3 protein-coding genes are annotated in these 18,151 nt (G+C 66.8%); all 3 read right to left on the bottom strand.

What is annotated here, in order from left to right; all coding sequences use genetic code 11:
- Positions 1-449: 449 nt before the first annotated feature.
- The 3 genes from ACFV6E_RS20390 to ACFV6E_RS20380 are packed head-to-tail and all read right to left on the bottom strand — an operon-like array spanning position 450 to position 17,957.
- Complete coding sequence (locus ACFV6E_RS20390; RefSeq protein WP_385463303.1) at positions 450-8,489, bottom strand: SpvB/TcaC N-terminal domain-containing protein; 8,040 nt, start codon at positions 8,487-8,489, stop codon at positions 450-452.
- Positions 8,489-17,551, bottom strand: coding sequence for a neuraminidase-like domain-containing protein (locus tag ACFV6E_RS20385; RefSeq protein WP_385463300.1), 9,063 nt, complete (start codon positions 17,549-17,551; stop codon positions 8,489-8,491). The genes ACFV6E_RS20390 and ACFV6E_RS20385 overlap by 1 nt, the downstream gene beginning before the upstream one ends.
- Before the next feature lie 13 nt (positions 17,552-17,564).
- Positions 17,565-17,957, bottom strand: a complete 393-nt coding sequence (locus ACFV6E_RS20380) for a hypothetical protein (RefSeq protein ID WP_385463297.1) — start codon at positions 17,955-17,957, stop codon at positions 17,565-17,567.
- Between the last annotated feature and the right edge of the window lie 194 nt (positions 17,958-18,151).

Below are 18,151 nucleotides of genomic sequence, written 5' to 3'. Positions count from 1 at the left end.
CGGGATGGGAGATGATGCAGGGGCAGGCACGGTCTCGTTCGGTTCTCATGGGTCTCGACAACCACATGATCACCGGCGCCGTGCCTGCACTGCTTCCCGGCCCTAGAACAGGACATCACACGACGTCACGCACGGGGCGCGTGAACCGGACGGAACCGCTTCATACAATACCCCTGGAAGCCGTAGCACGAGGTCCAGTCCGTCCGGTCCGCGGCGCTTCCGAACCGGTGCGCGAGACAGCGCACAGAGAAGTGCGAGAGTCGGATGCGACAGGCGTGATCAGGAAAGACTGCGACAACAGGGTCTCCTGGGCGCTCGATTGGCTTTGCAGTCCCGAGCTACCGGGGAGCCGTGTCTTCATGCGCCGCTGCTGTCGGGACTACCCGATCCGCACCCCAGTTCGACTGACCGCGCCCATCGAGGGGTATGCGGAAACTTTCTGAAGCACGCTAATCTCCCAGATTTTTCCACTGCAGTCTGTTAATGAATGCGGCGCGACGGGATCCCCCTGCGTTCCAGTCGTTGTTCGGATCCAATGCGCCTCCTGGTCCATGGCATTGCGCGCAGAACTGATTGACGTTCTCTCCGTTCCGGAATCGCTGCATGTTCCTTTCCATCAATACCGGGTCGATGGCGACCCAACCTCGTGGCCTCATCTCGTAGACCATGATGGGGGCGGCAATGATCAGCCCGACGCCCGATGCGGCTGCGCCCATCTCTGCTACGCCTGCCGCGCCGAACGCTGCCCCACCAATCTCCAGGCCTCCACCTATGAGACTGGCGGTCCCACTGGTGATCTTCCCCGCGGTGACGATTCCGGGGTCTCCCTCGGTGTCCACGCTGGCGAGCATGAATCCGCCACCGGCCATGTTGAAGACGCCCGCAGCTCCGGTGAGCCAACGCGCGCCCGATGACATGGAAGCAAAATCCGAGATCACCGGCGCCCCCGTCGTGGTTCCAGGCGGCAGTCCGAGCTGTCCTCCGGAGGCTTCCCAGACCATCTCCGCTGTCTGCGCGGTTCTCCGGCTCACAGCGATCCCGCCAATATCGACCGCAGGCTGATCCACGACAGCGGCACCGACCCGCGGATGCTCGACGGTCAGGTTCTGGAATTGATTTTCCCAGGCATCCTGCAGCATCAATCGCTCGGTGCCCCCGAGTTTGTCGCTGCCCATGTGACCCATCTGTACGAGGTCGGGTGCATCCGCCAGTTCGGCGTGCGACAAGCCTCTCGTCGGTTTGAATTTGCCGTTTTCGCCCAGCAGATAGCGCAACAGATGGTTCGGATCATTTGAGATGATCGCCTGTGCTGCACTGCGCATCTGAGATCGTGAGGTCCCGATCAGCACTCCTTCAACCGGCGTGGCCAATGGCGCGGCCGAGCTCAGGACGTTGCCGGCCACGGACAGGCCGGTACCGACACCGAAGGACCCGGACGGCGCCGAGGCTCCGGGCGGCGGCAGGTTGCGCTCACTCTCCGGGAGCGACTGCTGCAGCGCCTCTTCACGCGCCGTGGGTTGCGTCGGGTCAATGCACGACTGCAGGGTCGGATCGCAGGTCGTCCCGGTCGGGTCGCTGAACGTCAGCGGATTGTTCCGGCCGTAGGAGAAGAGATTCACTCCGTCGGCCATGCCATCCGGGTCGGCGCTCGTCCAGCGTCCCAGCCACGGCGGGTAGTACCTCGCCCCGTGATAGTAGAAGCCGCTCTCCTCGTCCCGCTCCTTCCCCGTGTAGCGATACCGCTTCGTCGTTTCGGTCTGGCTGCGCACGGCTTGATAGGTCGAGGAGCCGTACGGTGCGTATTCCTCGTAGGAGATGATTAGCGCGTGGTCGTCCAGCTCGAGACTAGTGGAGCCGAGGTGGTTGCCGAGCTGATACCGGATGAGACGCCTCGGCGCCTTGTCGTCTCCTACGCGGTCGAGCGTGCGCGTCTCGACAAGCGCCAGGCGCCCGGTGTCGTCCATCACGTGCAGCGTCTCGCGCTCGAACGTCGACGTCTGTTCGCCGTCGAGGTTCTCACGCCTGCGAAACAGCTCAAACCCGCCGAGATAGATGCGCTCCTCGGCAAGGCTCGATGTTTTCTCCCAAACCTTGCGCACGCGCTGGCCGGAGGCATCGTAGACGTAATAGGCTGTGCCGCCGCCACCAAGATCCGTCTCGTGCAGCTGATCCCTGTAGTCCCAGCGCATGTTCGGTTCCGGTGAGCCGCTGCCGAGGTGCGGCATACGAAGCATGTTGCCGTGGGCGTCGTAACCATCGGCGCCGGTGCTGTACGTCTCTGTCGTCGCCCCGATCGTGGTACTTGTCAGGCGGTTACTCTGCTTCCCAGGTTCGAGCTGACTCGTCTCATCGTAGGCGTAGGTCCTCGTCCACCCGGATCGAGCCGGATCACTGCCGCGGTGTTGCATCGAGAGGACGTTGCCCGCGACGTCGTAGGCGTACCGCTCGAGGTAGTGCCCCATCGCGGTGCCGTCGTTGGGGTGCGGCAAAACGACGCGTGGGGCGTCGTCGTAGGAGTACGCGATCGGCGCGTCCGCCTGCCCCACGTGCTCGCGCCCCGTGGCCTCGATCAGTCGGTAGATGGCGTCGTAGGTGTAGTCGGCGCTCGGCTCCACGCGGGTGTTGCGGAAGTAGACTGTCTGCTGCGCTTCGTCGCGGATGGAGGTGATGTTGCCCGCCGCGTCGTAGGCGTAGTGAAGATTCTGCACCTGGCAACCTGGCTGGCCGGCCGGTGGCGGCTGCGGGCAATCACCCGGAAATGTGGCGGCATCGCGGCGGGTGAGCAGATGCGTGAGGCGGAAGGTCAGCAGGTCGTAGCTGTAGGTCGTCGTGGCGCCGTTGCCGTAGACGATCCGCACGCGCCGGCCCTTGGCGTCGTAGTCGGTGTCCGTGACCGCGTGCACGTCCGCTGTGGCGGGATCGAGGAGATGGCCTGGCTCGGCACCCTGGTTGAGCCAGGCATCCACCCGCTCCAGGAGATTGGCGTCGTTGTAACGGTGCTGAACGACGTTGATCTCCGCCCCCGGCTGATCACTGTGCGGCGCGATCGACTGCGTCACACGGTTGAGGGCGTCGTAGCGGGTGTGGCCCGTGTACGTCTGCGGCTCCAGCGGCAGCGCCTCGGACCAATCCAGAATCGCGCTGTACTCCACAGCCAGTCGGCGGCGGCTTTCCAGCAGATTGCCTTTGAAATCGAAGCGATCGCTCGTGACAACGCCTGCCTGGTCGTCGACCTCGGCCACCTTGCCGCGCAGGTTGTCGTCTTCCGGGTGCGGGCGTCCCTCGCCGTAGATGTTCCGCACGACGACCAGCTCCGGGCCTCCGGCTTCGCTCAGCAAGGAAGCTGTTGGCCGCCGCAGCGCGTCGTAGGCGATCCGCATGCGGCGGTCGCGGCTATCCCAGGCGTAGAGCGACTTGCCCGCGACATCGTGCAGCACCCAACGCTCGCCGGCCTCCATGCTGGCTTGGTGGACCGGGTTACCGAGCATGTCGTAGGCGTAGCGCATGACGACGCGATCTCTGGCGTCGATGATCTCGCGCTGGTTACCTTCGATGTCGAGGAAGACTCGCGTCGCGTGGAATTGCTCGACGGGCGGATCCGTTGTCGGCGTGTCACTGTACTTGGCCTTGTTGGAGGCAACCGTGAGGAAGGTGCGGCCCAGCGGGTCGGTTTGGGCGATGGTCGGCGTCGCAGAATGAACTCGCGTCTTCTCGGCGGCACGCGTCTCGTTCGCGCGAACGGTGGGGTCCGGATAGCGCGCCGCAAAGGCTGCGGCATTGGCCGCATCGGTGCGCAGCGCGTGCCAGGTCGGCAGGTAGCCGGCGTTCGGTAAGCGGGCGAAGAAGTCGGCCACATCGGCATCGGTCTTGGGGTCGGCGATCAGGACCGTGTCGTTGACGTCCCAGGTCTCCTGTCGCCAGGCGTCGAAGATGGCCTTGTCCCAGGTGTGCTCGGGGTGCAGGGTCGCGACCGTTCGTTCGACCGGGTCATAGAAGAGCACGGGGCTCACGCCGATCTTGACGTCGAACTCGAAGCGGTGGGTGTCGGTGAAGAACGGCTCGTACTGGCGGACGGGCTTGCCCTTGTTGTTGAAGACCGTCCAGTCGCTGCCCACCCAACGAGGGCTCACATCGTGCGGCGTCGTCAGGGGGTGGCCGTCCGGGCCCAGGATGATCCTGCCGCTGCCGTCGCGTCGAGGCACGGGACCTGACTCGGCCTGGATCTTCTTCTGGATCTTCCGGCCGAAACCGTCGGAGTACGAGAGGCTGACCTGGATCTTCGACTGCTGACCCGCCGGAAGGTCGCTCAGGTGGGTCTCGCGGGCGACGGTGGCAGCGACGGCGGGCGGCTTCTTGGCCGGATCGGGCTCGCGCCAGTACGCGGTCAGGTCATAGATCACGCGGGTGGTGGCGCCGGCGAGCAGGGTTGCCGCGACCGGGCCCCTCGGATCGGCCAGGAACTGGTCGATCTCGGCGTGGGTGAGGTCGGGGGCGAACCCGTCCAGACCATCACCCTCCACCGCGGCCGGCGTTGGCTTGCCCATGACCGCGGTGCCGACGACCATGCCGAGGGCGTCGAAGGCGACCGCTGTCCGGTTGCGGTTGGCATCCATCACCAGCTTGGGCTGCAGCACGCGGTAGTCCTGCGCGCGACGGACGAGCCGCTGATCGGGACCGGCGTCTCGCTCGCCTGCGGTGACCCGGTTGTCCAGCGCGTCGCGCGTCTCTTCGATCAGGAGATCGTACGCATCGTAGGCCACGAAGCTCTCGGTACTGACCGCATCGGTATGGAATGGATCGCGGTAGCGGTGTGGTAGGAAGAAGTGCTGCCGGGCGTACGCCAGCTCCTGTACGGGCGTGTCGCCCGGGTCGCTGGAATAGAAGACCTGCCCGGACGGAATCCACCAGTTGGCGTCGCCCCCGGTGTGCACGTAGCGGCCTTCGTTCGCCAGCACCGCGTCGGGGACGCGGCCGCCGTAGACCGCGGCGACCAGGCCCGGCGTGAAGGCGAGCTTGTAGCTTTCGAAGGGCAGCGCCAGCGACTGCATCACCCCTTGTGGTAGAGACCCGCTGAGGTCGTTGCGTCGGTAGTAGGTGCGCACGTGCTTGATCAGACGCTTCTCCAGACGGCCGGGGGTAGCCTCCTGCTCGTAGTCCAGCGGAACGGCCGTGGACGCCGCCTCCAGAACTTCGTCGAAGGTGAAGCGGCCGCGCCCCGGCAGCAGCCTCAGGCCGGTCAGCTCGTGGGTGCGCGACTCGCACGAAACCGGCGTGCGGTAATGATCGGCCTCGTCGACAGCGTTCGTATAGGCGGTATCGGTCGCCGAGATCCAGGTCTTCGCCTGCGCCGTCTGATCGATCGGGTCCAGTGCCGGGTCCGGTTGGCGCCGCCCGTATCCCACAGTGGCCGACCGTTCCACGTTCCCGTAGTCGTCGACCGCGAGCGTGAACGCGTGAGTGGTGCGCGGATCCGGCGGAATGCGTTCGTAGTGGCGGGAGATCGCCTCCAGAGGGTGAGTGAGGAACACGGCATGCCGGTTCGGGCCGCGGTCCTGCAGCAGCCGGACCGTCACGTACTGCTCTGTGACCGTGTACGGATGGACGGACTGCGGTGTGCCGTCGTCGGCGTAGATCTCCTGGCGCAGCATGGACCCCTTCAGCGCCCGGCATGCCTCGCGCCGTGCACCGGTGTCGAGCCCTGGCGGCAGCACCGTGTCGGGCAGCAGCATCGCTGCCGCCTCGGCGTCGGTCAGCCCCGGTTCACGGTAGTACTCAGCGGCGAGGTGAGCCGAGACCTGTTCGCCCGGGCGGAAGACCCCGGTGTGGTACCAGGTCACCGTCCGTGCCGGCGGCACGTGGGAGACCTCGTCCTCGTTCGTCGCCGCGGCGCCCTGGGCCAGCTCCGGGTAGGTCTCGGTGTCCGACTGCTCGACCCGGCCGAATCCACGGAACTCGCGTTCCAAGCCGTCGAAGTACCCGTGGGCGTAGCGGAATCGACTGACGAACCGGTTACCGCTGATCCGGTCGATGGTCTCGACCCTGCTGACGCAGTGCACAGGGAAGGGCAGTCGGGTGGCCCACGGCCGGCCGGCCTTCAGATCATCGAGGTAGAAGCGGGTGGACGGTGCGTACTCGACCGCGGTCTCGCTGCCGAGATTGTTGACCGACCGGACGAGGAGATGCGGCTTCATGCCGCCCATCAGGTCGATGTACCGCACCGTCGTCCGGGTGTCTGCGGGCGCAGGCGAAGACCACACAAGGCACGCCGTGCCGTTGCCAAGCAGATCAGCGACCTGAACCGCGCTGAACTGACTGACCGGCGGAAAGCCCCGCAGGCGAAGCGGATCCGTCAACCGGTTGCCGGATTCATTGACATAGAGCCGTACGCCGTCGCGGCCGAGGTAGATGATATCCGTCGCGTTCGAGCCGTCGATGTCGGCGAGCCGGATCCGCCGCTGGTCGAAGGCCTCCGTGCGGTCGAACCAGGGCGAGTTGCGCAGGATGACGCGCGACCCGAACCGGCCGTACCCCAGGCTCGGCCAGTAGACGACCTGTCCGTTGCGGATCCGCACCAGGTCGACGAGGCCGTCGCCGGACATGTCGGCCAGATACACCGCCTGCTCGCCATCGGCGAAGACCAGCCGCGGCCCGGCACCGGCGTCGTCCGGCTGCGCAAGGCGCTGCCCGGCGGCGAAGCCGTCTTCGCCGAGCGAGGGGTACCAGGTGAAGGCGTCGGCCTCGGTCAGCAGGATGTCCGCCAGGCCGTCGCCGGTCAGGTCGACGAACCGCAGGTTCGGGTCATCGGGCCGGACTGTGGGGACGGCGCTCACAGCGCGCCACGGCGTCCAGCTGCCGTCGTCGGTACGGCTGCTGAAACCCGGCGCCGGTCCGTTCAGCACTGTGGCGTCGAGCCGTCCGTCGCCCTGTAGGTCCAGCAGTTGGCCGCGGCCGGTTCCCGGCGTGACGGCGGCCGGTGTGTCCCGCAGTGGGGTCGTCGGGCCGAGTCGGCCGGATCCGAGATTGGCCTTCCAGTACCAGGTTCCGTTCTGCGCGCTGAGTGCACCCGGCAGGCCCACGCCTTCCAGGTCGACCCACTGGTACAGCGCCCCGTCCAGACCGATTGGCAGGTTGCGCAGGCTCTCGTCGTCCAGGGTGTGCACGGTCGGGTCGATCACCGGCTTGCTGTAGGTGAACTCGACCGGTGGGAAGGAACTGCGCAGGTACCGGCCGTCGGGCTGGCGGATGTAGCCGGACTGGGTGACCGACATCAGGAACGACGCGATGCGGGTGCTCCCTTGATGGGCGAGTTCGTCCTCGGACGTCACCTGACCATCGTCCGCGAGGTCGCGGTAGTCGAACTCGGTCGACCGGACCAGGAAAGGGCCCCGGCCGAGTTCCGGGATCCGGTGGAACATCAGCACCGCGGTGCAGCGGCGATGGGTCCGGATCTCGAATCCTGCCCGGTAGCTGGAGAACGGATCGGGCCGCACCGGCCACGTGCCGGACGCATCGACCGAGGCGTCGGCGTACTGGTGCTGTTCGTCCGTCGGCACTCCGGGGACGGGCGGGCGATGGGTGAGATGGCCTTCGGCGTAGTCGAGAACGGCTTCGAACATCCAGTCGCCGGCATCGGCCTGGACCAGACGCGAGGTGCGGTTGCCGTAGAAGATCCGCTTCAGATAACGCATGCGGACGTGGTCTCGGACCGTACTGCCCGGCAGTGGCGGCTCGATGCCGCGCTCGTCTTCGGGCACGTACTCGTAGACGATCGCATTGCCCCGGTCGTCGTGGCTCTCGCATATCAGCCACTGAAATGTCCGTGCTCCGTCCTCGAGCCGGCTCTCTGGGGTGCGGCCGTAGAGCGTGGTCACATTGTCCCGGCTGATCGAACGCCAGTGTGTCTCACCGGTCGCCGTGTCCACCCAACGCTCGATCCGAGCGAAGAGCCCCTCAATCCGCGGGCGGTACCGGTGAACGCTGAACCCCGGGAAGGTGGTGATGTCTGCGTGCCGAGTGCCATCGGCGTTCAGCACCGGCACGAGGTCCTCAGCACCGGAGATGAGGAACACATCCGACTCGTCCGCATCCGCGTATCGCGGAAGACCCTTGTCCGTCTTCCGCGTGATGACTGGTGCGTTCAGGGACCAGCCGAATCCCCATACGCCGTCGCCGTTGCCGGAGTCGTAGCCCAGAGAGAGCGATGGCCCGAACCCCGACCGCCCAGGTGACAACGGGATTGGGATGCCCATCGAGGCCGTGCCGGTCACGGAATTGGTGCCGAACTTCTCGCCGATCCCCTTGATCGCGCCGCCGCCCTTCGGCGTGCTGATGGCTGGAAACGCGGGTTGTGAGCCTGCTCCGGTACCGGTCTCGGCGGTGCTGCCGGAACTGATGTCGGCGCCGGATGGACCACTTGGCTGGCCCTGCGAAGGCGTGCCCGGCTGACCCGGGTTCTCCGGGATTGCACCGGGGAAGGGTGGGCCGGCCATCACAGGAGGGTGAAGCGCTCGACGACCCAGAACTGGCTGATGCTCGCCGTGAGATCGGCGATGGTCAACTTCAGGCTCGTCACGGGCGCTCCGGTCTCGTGGGCCACGAAGACAGCGAGGTCGTCTCCGGCGGGCGCACCGTTGGTGAAGGAGACATCGACGCCGCCCTGGACGGCGGTGATCTGGTCCGCGCTGAGGTCGCCTTGGACGAAGAGGTAGATGTCGCTGGCCACGACCTTGTCCGGGGCGCGTCCCTGGGTGAAGAAGGGCAGGGTGCGCGCGACGTCGGGCAGCTCGACGACCCGCTCGGTGGCAGCCGCCGGTGGATGCATCCCGGCATGCCAGGAATCCGCGAACTCGTTCATCACGTCGAAAGCCGTGAAGAGCCCTTCGTTCTGGCTCAGGTCCTCGACATCCTTGACCCAGTCGAGCAGAGCGCCCTCCGCCGCTGTGCGCAGTGCGTCGCCGCCGTCTCGGCTTGTGTACCGCAGGCGTATGGTGACGTCGGTGATCGTTCGGTAATCGAACTGACGAAAGTTCCGGGGGAGTTCGAGCCGCCAGGAGCTGATCACGCCGGCGCCCTCCCCGAACAGGAATCGCTCACTGTTCAGATTGAGTTCGAAGGATCCGTTCTCGGAGTCGGCCGAGCTGAACGCTGCCGCCGTGAGCGGAATGTTGGTGGTAGCGAAGCGCGGATCGTCCTCATCGCTGCTCTGCGGGTAATTGCCCGCATTCCTCGCCTCCGGTGTGGCTCGGTACTGGTGCTTGACCAGCCTGACGGTGGCGTTGAGTCCTGTGTGCGGGCCGATCGTGCAGGGAATGCTCAGGCCGACAGTCTTGATCCGGCGCTGGTAGTGACCGGGGTAGTCCATGTCGAAGAGGACCTCCGGCAGCGAGAACTCGCAGGCGCCCGTCTCGCGCAGGGTCATCAGGGCGGCGGGACTGAGTTGCCGCAGCGAGATCGATTTGGTGATTTCGAAGTCGTGGCCGCGGGAGTTCTGGTAGGCCGACTCCAACTGCTTAAGGCCCTGCCAGAGCTTCTCCCCGGCCAGCAACCCGTCGCGGGCCGGATCCCAGTAGCCGAACTGGATGAAACTCGGGCCGGTGTAGCCACGTTCGTACCGGAACAGTTTCTCGGCCTTCTTCGCCAGCTCGTAGGTGAGCGTGTAGCCCTGATAGTCCAGGCCGTTAAGCTGACCGCATACCCAGGTGTAGAGCGCTGGCCCGCTGTACTTGCTCTCCAGGAAGTCCAGCACGGCCTGCGAGTTGTCGATCGCAGCCTGCTGATTCGCGATCTCCTTGCTGGCGATGTCGATCCGGATGCTCTGTGCGACCATCTGCTTGTCGATGTTGGTGATCTCGTGCCCGGCGATGTTCGCCTGCTGGACCCGTTCCTGCAGCTGCCTATGCAGGGCCGCCTTGCGGCCAGCGTTGGTCGACTCGAACGACGTGCCATTGGCTGCGACCTGCAGCTCGCGCGCGATGGCCTGGGTGAGATTGCCGAGATTCGAACCACCCCAGCTGATCTCAGCGCCGACGCCGAGCGGCGTCCCATGAGCGGCCGCCAGTGGAATCGCGTGGAACACACTGGCCAGTGCCTCGATGTGCCCGATCGCGGTCTGCTGGTCCCGTGCCTCGGCGGCTTTGTCCAGCTCCTGCTTCTCCAGCGAATTGACCTTGAGCCCGCCGACGTCCACTGGTGCCTCGATGAGGTCGGGTAGTTCGGCGTAGTCGGTGGTCTCGCTGGGCAGCTTCGACAGATCCTCACCGAGCAGCTTCAGCTGATGGGTGAGCCGATACACGGCCGCCGTCCTGCTGGCCGCCAGTGTGTCGCGGGCCGCAGTGGCCTCCTCCAGTTGCCGTGTCCGAACCTCCATGACCAGGCCGTTGATGGCGTGTTCGTGAACCGCCCGCAGATGCTGGAGTTCCTCAGCATCGCCCTTCTCCTTCGCCGAGAGGAACGCCGCGCCGAGCGATTTCAGCTCACTGCAGGCCTCCAAGGCCTTCTGGATCAGGTACACGAACCGGTAGTCCGGGATCGGGGTGTCCAGATCGTTGAGCACGCTCGAGATGCTCAGTCCCGCGGCTGCTGCTGCCACCAGCAGGTTCGGATCCAGCGGTGCCTCGAACAGAGGCAGTGGTGAGTAGACGCCGTTGATGTCCTGGCACGCGCGGATCTTCGCCAGCCGGTCGTCGATCGTTGCGCGCAGCGCCTGGATCTCGGGGTTGGCCGGGATGCAGAAGTAGAGACTGGACGCCGACCCGAACAGGTTGGCCGGTTGCGGCTCGATGATGGTCTGGCCGTCCGGAAGTTCAGCGGGGTCAGGTAGGTCGGGCTGGTTCGTGAACGGGAAGGCGAGCTCCAGATCGACGAGCGCATTGCTGAACGCGTCCCACCTGTCGAGCAGTGAGCGGTACGTGGCCGGCTCGGTCTTCCCTCGCTTCGGGATCTCCTGGCCGGCCGGGCCGTAGAGGTGTGACGCCATCACGTAGCACTGGATGGCCATCGGAATGGTCTCCAGGGTGTTCTGCCGGAAGTAGTAGTCGCCGTACTCGATCCAGATCCGCACGTACTGCATGGCGGCCCAGCGCTTGTAGGCCGAGATGCGGCCGCGGGCCACGACATGCGGGTTGAACGGATTGTTGCGCCATTCGCTGATGTCTTTGTCCGGTGTGTTCGGCTGCAGTCGCAGGAACAGGTCCTGGGCGTCTCGGTCGATCTCGGTCAGCCGCAGAGGGCGGAAGCGCCATACCGGATCCTGTGCGGTGTCCTTGGCCATCGGGTTGACGATCCAGTGCATGACGCGGAGCGCGTCATCGAATTGCCGAGCGCTGAGTAGTCGCTGCGCCAGCAGCATGAGTGCGTGGAAGCCGAGTTCCCAGGTGTAGAGGGAGACCGGTGACCGCAGCTCGTGGAACAGTGCGACGGCGTTCTGCTCGTATTGGCCGTAGCGCTCATCGAACGGTGCGACGTCGAGGTAGTACTGGAACAGCCCCTCAATGCCCCGCGTGTTCAGCCTGCCGAGCAGCGGCGGCACGTCCGCGTCGTCCAAGTGATCCTCGGGACCTCCCGAGTATACGAGAGTCACTGAACGCAGAGCGCGCAGTGCGTAGGGCCGGTCCGTGTGGAGCGGGCCTCCTGTCTCCAGCGCCTGCATGGACCGGAGCGCATTCGAGCTGTCCCAGTGGAACGTCAGCGCGGGACGGGGGGCCCAGTCCTCCGCGGTGCCGCGCGCGTCCAGGTGATGACCGCTGAACTCGAACCGCCCCACCTTGCCCGTGTGATAGACGTCGATTAGCACGGAGTCGCTGGTGATCCGTGGCACGAAGATGTACGAGCCGATGTCGGGCAGCACAGCGCCCTTGTCCGAGTACAGCGCGCTGGTGGACAGCCGCTTGGGCGACCATTTGCCGTTGCGGAACTCGCTGTAGTTGAGTTTGATCTCCCAGGACAGCAGGCTCTGGGTAGCGCTCACCGGTTTGTCGCCCACGGCGTTGAAGGTGTCGTTCCCCGACGCCGCGGCTGGCGGGTCCGCCTTCCGGTTGAACTGCGGGAAGAAGATCAGCAGCCGGCCCTGGAAGACGACCGGAGTGAGGTAGCAGCCGTTCACATTCGCCTGTCCCCGGATCACGTCGTAGCTCGGCACGTCGACCGGGACCCGCTGCCAGGGGTACCAGCGGATGTTCTCGGTGTCTAGTACTCGGTAGTGGAACAGGTGGGGCGCGGCCTGGGTGCGGGCAAACAGGTGCACCTTCGAGGTGGCGGCATCGACGAAGAGCCCGGCCGGTTCGAGCCGGGCGACCTCGTCCAGGCCGTCGACGTAGGTCCGCAGCGCCGCCTCGATGGTGTCCTGGTTGATGTCCTTCTGTAGAAGCTGCGCCTGCAGCGCGTCGAAAATTTCCGAGGTGTCGTCGCGCAGCTCGCCTCGCAGGTAGCTCTCGGGGTTGACGAACACCTTTCGGTTCGCCTCCCAGACGCGGTACTTCTGCATCCACCCCCAGCGACCCCGGTCCAGCACCGTGGCGTCGACCCCGTGGTCAGCCTCCAGGCCCAGCAGGCACCGTTGGACGAACGTCTGGACGCTGGAGAGCGCCTGCTTGATCCGCGACGTGTCCCGACAGGTACCCATCTCGACGTCGATGAGGAAGAACTCGAAGAGGCTATCAGCGTCCAGTACGCCCCACTCGCGCAGCTCCGGCCGGGCGACCAGGTAGTCGACCAGGGCCCGGCGCTGATGCGCTCGCAGCTCGTCGTACAGCGGCTCGACCGCCTTCTCCCAGTCCTCCTGGATGAAGCGGCCCCGGTAGGCGGCCTCAATCCCGCAGGCCAACGCATGCGCTGGCCAGAACCGCGACCCGGGGTCGGCCCAGGCGAACAGCTGCTGCACCTCGGCCCTGCAGGCGTCCACGACCTCCAGGGCACGGGCCATCCGGGTCAGCATGATTTCGTCGCGGAACGATGCCGGGTCCCGGACGTCGAACCCCACCGGCGCGAGCAGCGCCGAGACCTGTGCCGGATCCCAGCCGGTGGCCGTCACGATGCGGTCGGCCAGCTGGGCCGGGTCGGGTGCCGTTCCGCGAGCCCAGCGGAATAGGGCGACCATGGCGGCGCCGTTGCTCGAGATGCTGCTGCGCAGCCGGGCGTACGCAGCCAGCCGCCGCCAGCCGGCGAGGCCCGGGGCATCGAAGTCCCAACCGCCGAAGTCCGGCTGGTGCAGGTCCAGCCAGCTCGTCTCCTCGGTATCGAGTTGGTGCGCGTTCACCAGCACGGCCGCGCGCCAGAGCTTCACGAGCACCTTATCCACCCCGGCTGTCGCGTGATCGGCGAGCAGGGCCGACGCTGGGATCGCTGCCGTGGGGCGGCCCGTGGTCCGCCATGCCAGCCTGGCCAGCGGGATGGCGTGGGTGTCGAAGCGGATCAAGGAGCCGGAGCGCAGCCGGACCGGCCCGCTCTGCCACACGTTGTTGGGGTCCTGCTGCTGGCGGTCCAGCGGCAGCGCGGCGCCGTCGATCGACAGGGCGGCCGGTTCGGCGTCGGACTCCGAGGCCACGAAGACGTAGTCGTCGGTGGCGGGCACGATCAGGTAGCCGCTGAATCCGGGCTGGGCCGAACCGGAGACCCTTAGCGACAGCAGAGCGGCCATCGCCGATTCGCCGTCCGCGCTGAGCACGGCGGAGAGCAGGACGTCAGTCACCGGCCCGTCGAGACCTGCGGCCAAGGCGACGGTGTCCACGACGAGCTTGTGCGCCAGGCGGCTGCGCAGTTCCGGCAGCAGAGCTTGGAGGAAGGCCAGCCGCTTTCCTGCCGCGCTGGACGGCTCGGTGGGGGCCGGCTCGCCCGCGCCGGGCACGGGCCAGACGTCGCCGGCCAGCAGGACGTCGGCCGACTGCTGTTGCGCAGCCGGATCCGGCAGCAGCGACGCTATCGTGGCCTCGAAGAACCGCTTCGGCTGTGCGGCGAGCCGGTCCAGGGCGGCATGCCACGCGGGCAGCGCGGAGAGCGCGTGTACCAGGGCGCGGTCGTTGTCGTCGAGGATCCCGGTCACCGACAAAGTGGCGGACGGCGTCGGCTGTCCTGCTTGCGCGGCCGGTGATGTGTACGTGACCCGTCCCGCCAGCGCCTGCGGAACCTGAAGGGCCAGGCCTGCGGGCGCGTTCGTGATCCAGGGCCAGCTGCCCTGCAGCAGGCCCACGATCTGGTTCACGATCGGATCGTCGAACAGCAGGCTGCACTCGGTGCGGACGCGCTCCACCGTCGCGAGCGCCTCGTCGTCACCGCCCAGATCCGCGTGCTGCTGATCGATTGCAGTCAGCCCGTCGTACAGAGTCTTGGCCAGCCGGAGCACCGCGACCTTCGGGGGCGCCAGGGGGCGCCGGACGTCGTCGTGGCCGGTGAGTGCGAAGTCGAGTTGGCGCAGTGACAGCCCGGCGTCCTCGGCTCGCTGCCAGTCCTCGAGGAAGGCCCAGGTCGTCCGGGCGTCGACGAAGGGGTCGCCCAACACTGCCCGGAGCCGGACCAGGTCTGTTGCCTTGAGCCTGAGCCGACGGCCCAGTACTGCGTAGCGGAGCAGCGCGGACAGCGTCGTGACGGTGAGCTCGTCCGGCAGGCCCAGCTCCGTGCGCAGGACGGCGACGTCCTGCGCGGCCATACCGAGCGCGGCCTGGAGGCCGGCGAGGTGGTCGGTGAGCGGCCCGGCGCCGACCAGGACCTGGCCGTTGGCGTCGGGGCGGAAGACGTCGTCGGTGCCCAGCACGTTGTGGCGCAGGAAGACCCGGGCGTAGAGCGAGTCGTCTCCGGCCGTGCCGATGTCGTCCCAGAACGCCAGCACGCGGTCGAGTTCGAGGCCCGTCCGCTCCATTACCCGGTTGACGAAAGTGAGTTCGTGCAGGAAATCCGGGCTGATCGAGGCCGGGCGGGCGACCGGCGGGCACCCGTCGTCGGGCCGGTCGCACGGGCCGGTCGAGCACCCGCAGTCCTCCTCAAAGTCCCACGCCGTGGCGGGGTCCTGGCCGCCGTCGTCGGGGGTGTCCGGGTCGTCCTTGGCTGGGCCGCCGTCGGCGCCCAGGCCGGCCAGCGCCTGGTCGGTTTCGGGTACGGTCCAGCCCAGTGCCCGCCACAGCCTGGCGAAGCGTTGGATCCGTCCGTACTCCGCCTTGGTGACGGCGGACCCGTCCAGGTGGGCCAGCCGCACCGGGTCCAGGTCGCAGGAGTCGGCCGGCGGCAGCCAGCGGATCCGTGAGCCCGGCCCGGTCTCACCAGGTGCCCCCTCCCGGGGCGAGGCGGGCCGGATCAGGAAGCCGTTCCCATCGGTCTCGCCGATCACGAAACCCTCGGGGCTGAAAATCTTTATGTTGCTCAGCGCCTGCCCGGTGCTGAGGACCGCCTTCCCGTCCGGGTCCACCCGTCCGGTGAGGGCGCCGTCGAGGTCGGTGATGGAGCCGGCATGGTCAAGGCGGCCGAACTTGCCCCAATCCTCGATACCGATGGGTCCGTACAGGTCTCCGGCGATCGGAAGTCGGGGGCGCTCGCCGGAGTCCAGCACAATCAGCCGGCCGAGTCGATCGAACCAGCAGTGCACCCAGGCGGTGAGTTCCGCGCGGGTGAGGCGGTCCTCCGGGGCCGTCGGCCCGCAGGGCCCTTCCTGGCTCAGCCGCCGCCAGAGCCCCGGCACCACACCCTGCTGGGAGACCAGGAACTCGATGAGCTTGGCGAAACGCCGCTTCGGATCGGTGGTTGCGGTATCGACCAGGGTCTGCAGGAATCGGTAGCTCGCCTGGATTGCCAGCGTCAGCCTTTGCGCGGGCCCACTCGGCATCATCGGGTTGACGAACCGGGTCCGCAGGATCTCGACGAGTTCGGCGTAGGTCAGGCCGGTCCGTGGCAGGAGCTGGTCCTTCACGAACGTGAGCCCCAGGTGGCGGGTCTCGTCGGCGTCCAGCATGTCGTCCGCCGATCCGTACCCGTAGTACTCGTGCACCGGACGGACACCGATCCGCCGTCGGTATTGCCGAGGGCTGATCGTGTCACCCGTGCACAGTTCGAGATAGGCCCTGGGCGGGAACGCCTCGCCGGTGAGGATGACGTACTGCTCCTGGGTAAGACCGAGAAACTCGGCATCCGCCGCGCGCTGCCGCAGGACCGCCCAGATCTCCCGGATCTGCGGAAGGTCGTCCGGGTCCGCGTTCTTCGTGTCACTGTCCGGCGGCCCGCTGCGGAACCGGTCGAGCACGTCGAACCGCGTGGTCTTCATCGCGCGCAGCCAGATCCGCATCCGGTCGATCGGCTGGTGGTAGGGCAGCCCGATCGGGAAGACCGCGCTCTTCAGGATGCAGTAGGCCTCCTGGTTGACGTGATGCGGCTGCGCCTGCAGTTCGCCACTGGTCTCGGTGCGCACGTTGAACGTCTCGAGCGTGACCTGCTTGGGATCGTCCGTGTTCTTGGCGTAGTCGCCGAGGTGGACGACGAAACTCTCCATGATCTCATTGACCAGGTCGACGTACGGCAGCACCACATTGGTGTTTGCGCAGGTGAGTTCGAGACAGCCAAGATCGGGCCGGCGCCGCAGCAGCTTCTCCAGCGGTGTCCCGGCGATTCCCGGCACCGCCGGCCGGTCCGGATCCAGGTTGTTGTTCCGCAGATACTGCAGCAGCTCCACAAAATATGCGGCCGGGCTGTAGACCGACAGGCAGTCGTCGCACTCGCAGAAGTCCAGGTCGCCGAACAAGCCCTGGATGTCGAGGGTGGCCCCGGTGGTGTCGGCTGCTGTCTGCACCCGCTCGAGCCGCTCGCGCTGAGAGAGCGTGCCGTCGGCCAGCTGAATCCCGGAGCCGGTGATCTGCTGGCGCATCGCCGCGAGCGCGTCCTCGTTGCGGATCTGCACCCGTACCGCATTCTCGTGCGTCACAACGGCCGCGGCCGGATCCAGCTGCCCCTCCACCCGGCGGAGAAACTGGTCGCGCGGCGTCATCGCCACGGCCATGGCTGACCGATTGCCCGTGCCGATCACCGCAGCTAAGGCTTCCGGCGTGGGGCTGATCGCCTGCACGCGCTGTAGAGTCTTGAGCCCTTCGATCACGCCCGCCCGCTGGTCCTCCGAGACGCCGTCCAGGGCATCCGGGGCCTGGAGAGCGGAGTTGAGCGAGTTCTGCCGCAGATCGAATCCGGCGCCCAGATTGTCGAGCACCCGCACCACACCTGCCTGCTCAGCGGCATTACCGACGGAGATCTCGTCGTCCTGCACCATCCGCTGAAGCACCGCGGTCGGCTCGCGCCGGAACAGTCCGGTGCGAAGCTGCCGGGCGAACGCCATACGGCGTTCCTGTGGCGTGTCGCCGGACAGACCAGTCGGCGGCGCGGACTGACCGAGCGCCGCCACTAGGTCATCAAGTCCGTTCTGCAGAGCGATCGTTCGGAAGCTGGGCACGGTACCCGGAGCCGCCAGCGCTGTCTCTAGCGGCCGATAAGCGCCGCTCCAGGCGACAAACTCTTCGGCTGCAGAGACCTCGTCGGGCTTGGTGTCGTCCGGGGCCAGCCGACGGATGGCAGCATCACGAGCATTCATGCGAAGTCCCCGTTCAGCTCTTCCCGGTCGGTTGAAGCAGCCCTGGACTGACCATGAACAGCGCTTCGACCGTGGTGTCGCGAAGCACGTCGGCCAACGCGTCCGAGGCCCAGAACGAGGCGTGGAGCATCAGTTGATCGCTGTCCGTGTCGGCGGACAGCAGCTCCCTGGTCTGCGGGAAGGTTTTCGGGCGTGGGGTTCCTACCGACAGGGCCCACGCCTCGATGTCTGCTTCTAAACGGGCTTCGATATTTACAGCACTGGTGCGTCCACCATGGGCAGTTGGTGTCCAGCCAGGGTGGTACGCCAGGGCGCCAGGATCGTGTGCGATGAGGGAGGGAGTGTGCTGCAGGCCGGCCTCGCAGCCGGTCTGCGGTGACCGGGAACGCATGATCAATCCGTGCACAGCCATATCCCGACCCCCCGTGACGGCCACGTCGAGTTCTACGTGCCCGCAGTGTGGCCGGGATCCGGAGCCAGGACAATGCGACGTTCGGCGTATGCGCAGTCCGATCAATTCTCTCCTACACCTGAGGGTGAGTCCCTCGAAACTATCTAGCGCAAACGCGGCGCCTGCGCCCCACTGGCGCCGCATAATTC

The sequence above is a fragment of the Streptomyces sp. NPDC059785 genome, from assembly GCF_042732375.1.
GTDB lineage: Bacteria > Actinomycetota > Actinomycetes > Streptomycetales > Streptomycetaceae > Streptomyces.
The sequence above is the reverse complement of the archived record's forward strand: the minus strand, read 5'-3'. Positions and strand labels throughout refer to the sequence as shown.

What these genes read in the sequence shown, in the direction of transcription:
- ACFV6E_RS20385 (WP_385463300.1), bottom strand. Translation starts at nt 17,551, where the DNA reads ATGAATGCTCGTGATGCTGCCATCCGTCGGCTGGCCCCGGACGACACC.
- ACFV6E_RS20390 (WP_385463303.1), bottom strand. Translation starts at nt 8,489, where the DNA reads ATGGCCGGCCCACCCTTCCCCGGTGCAATCCCGGAGAACCCGGGTCAG.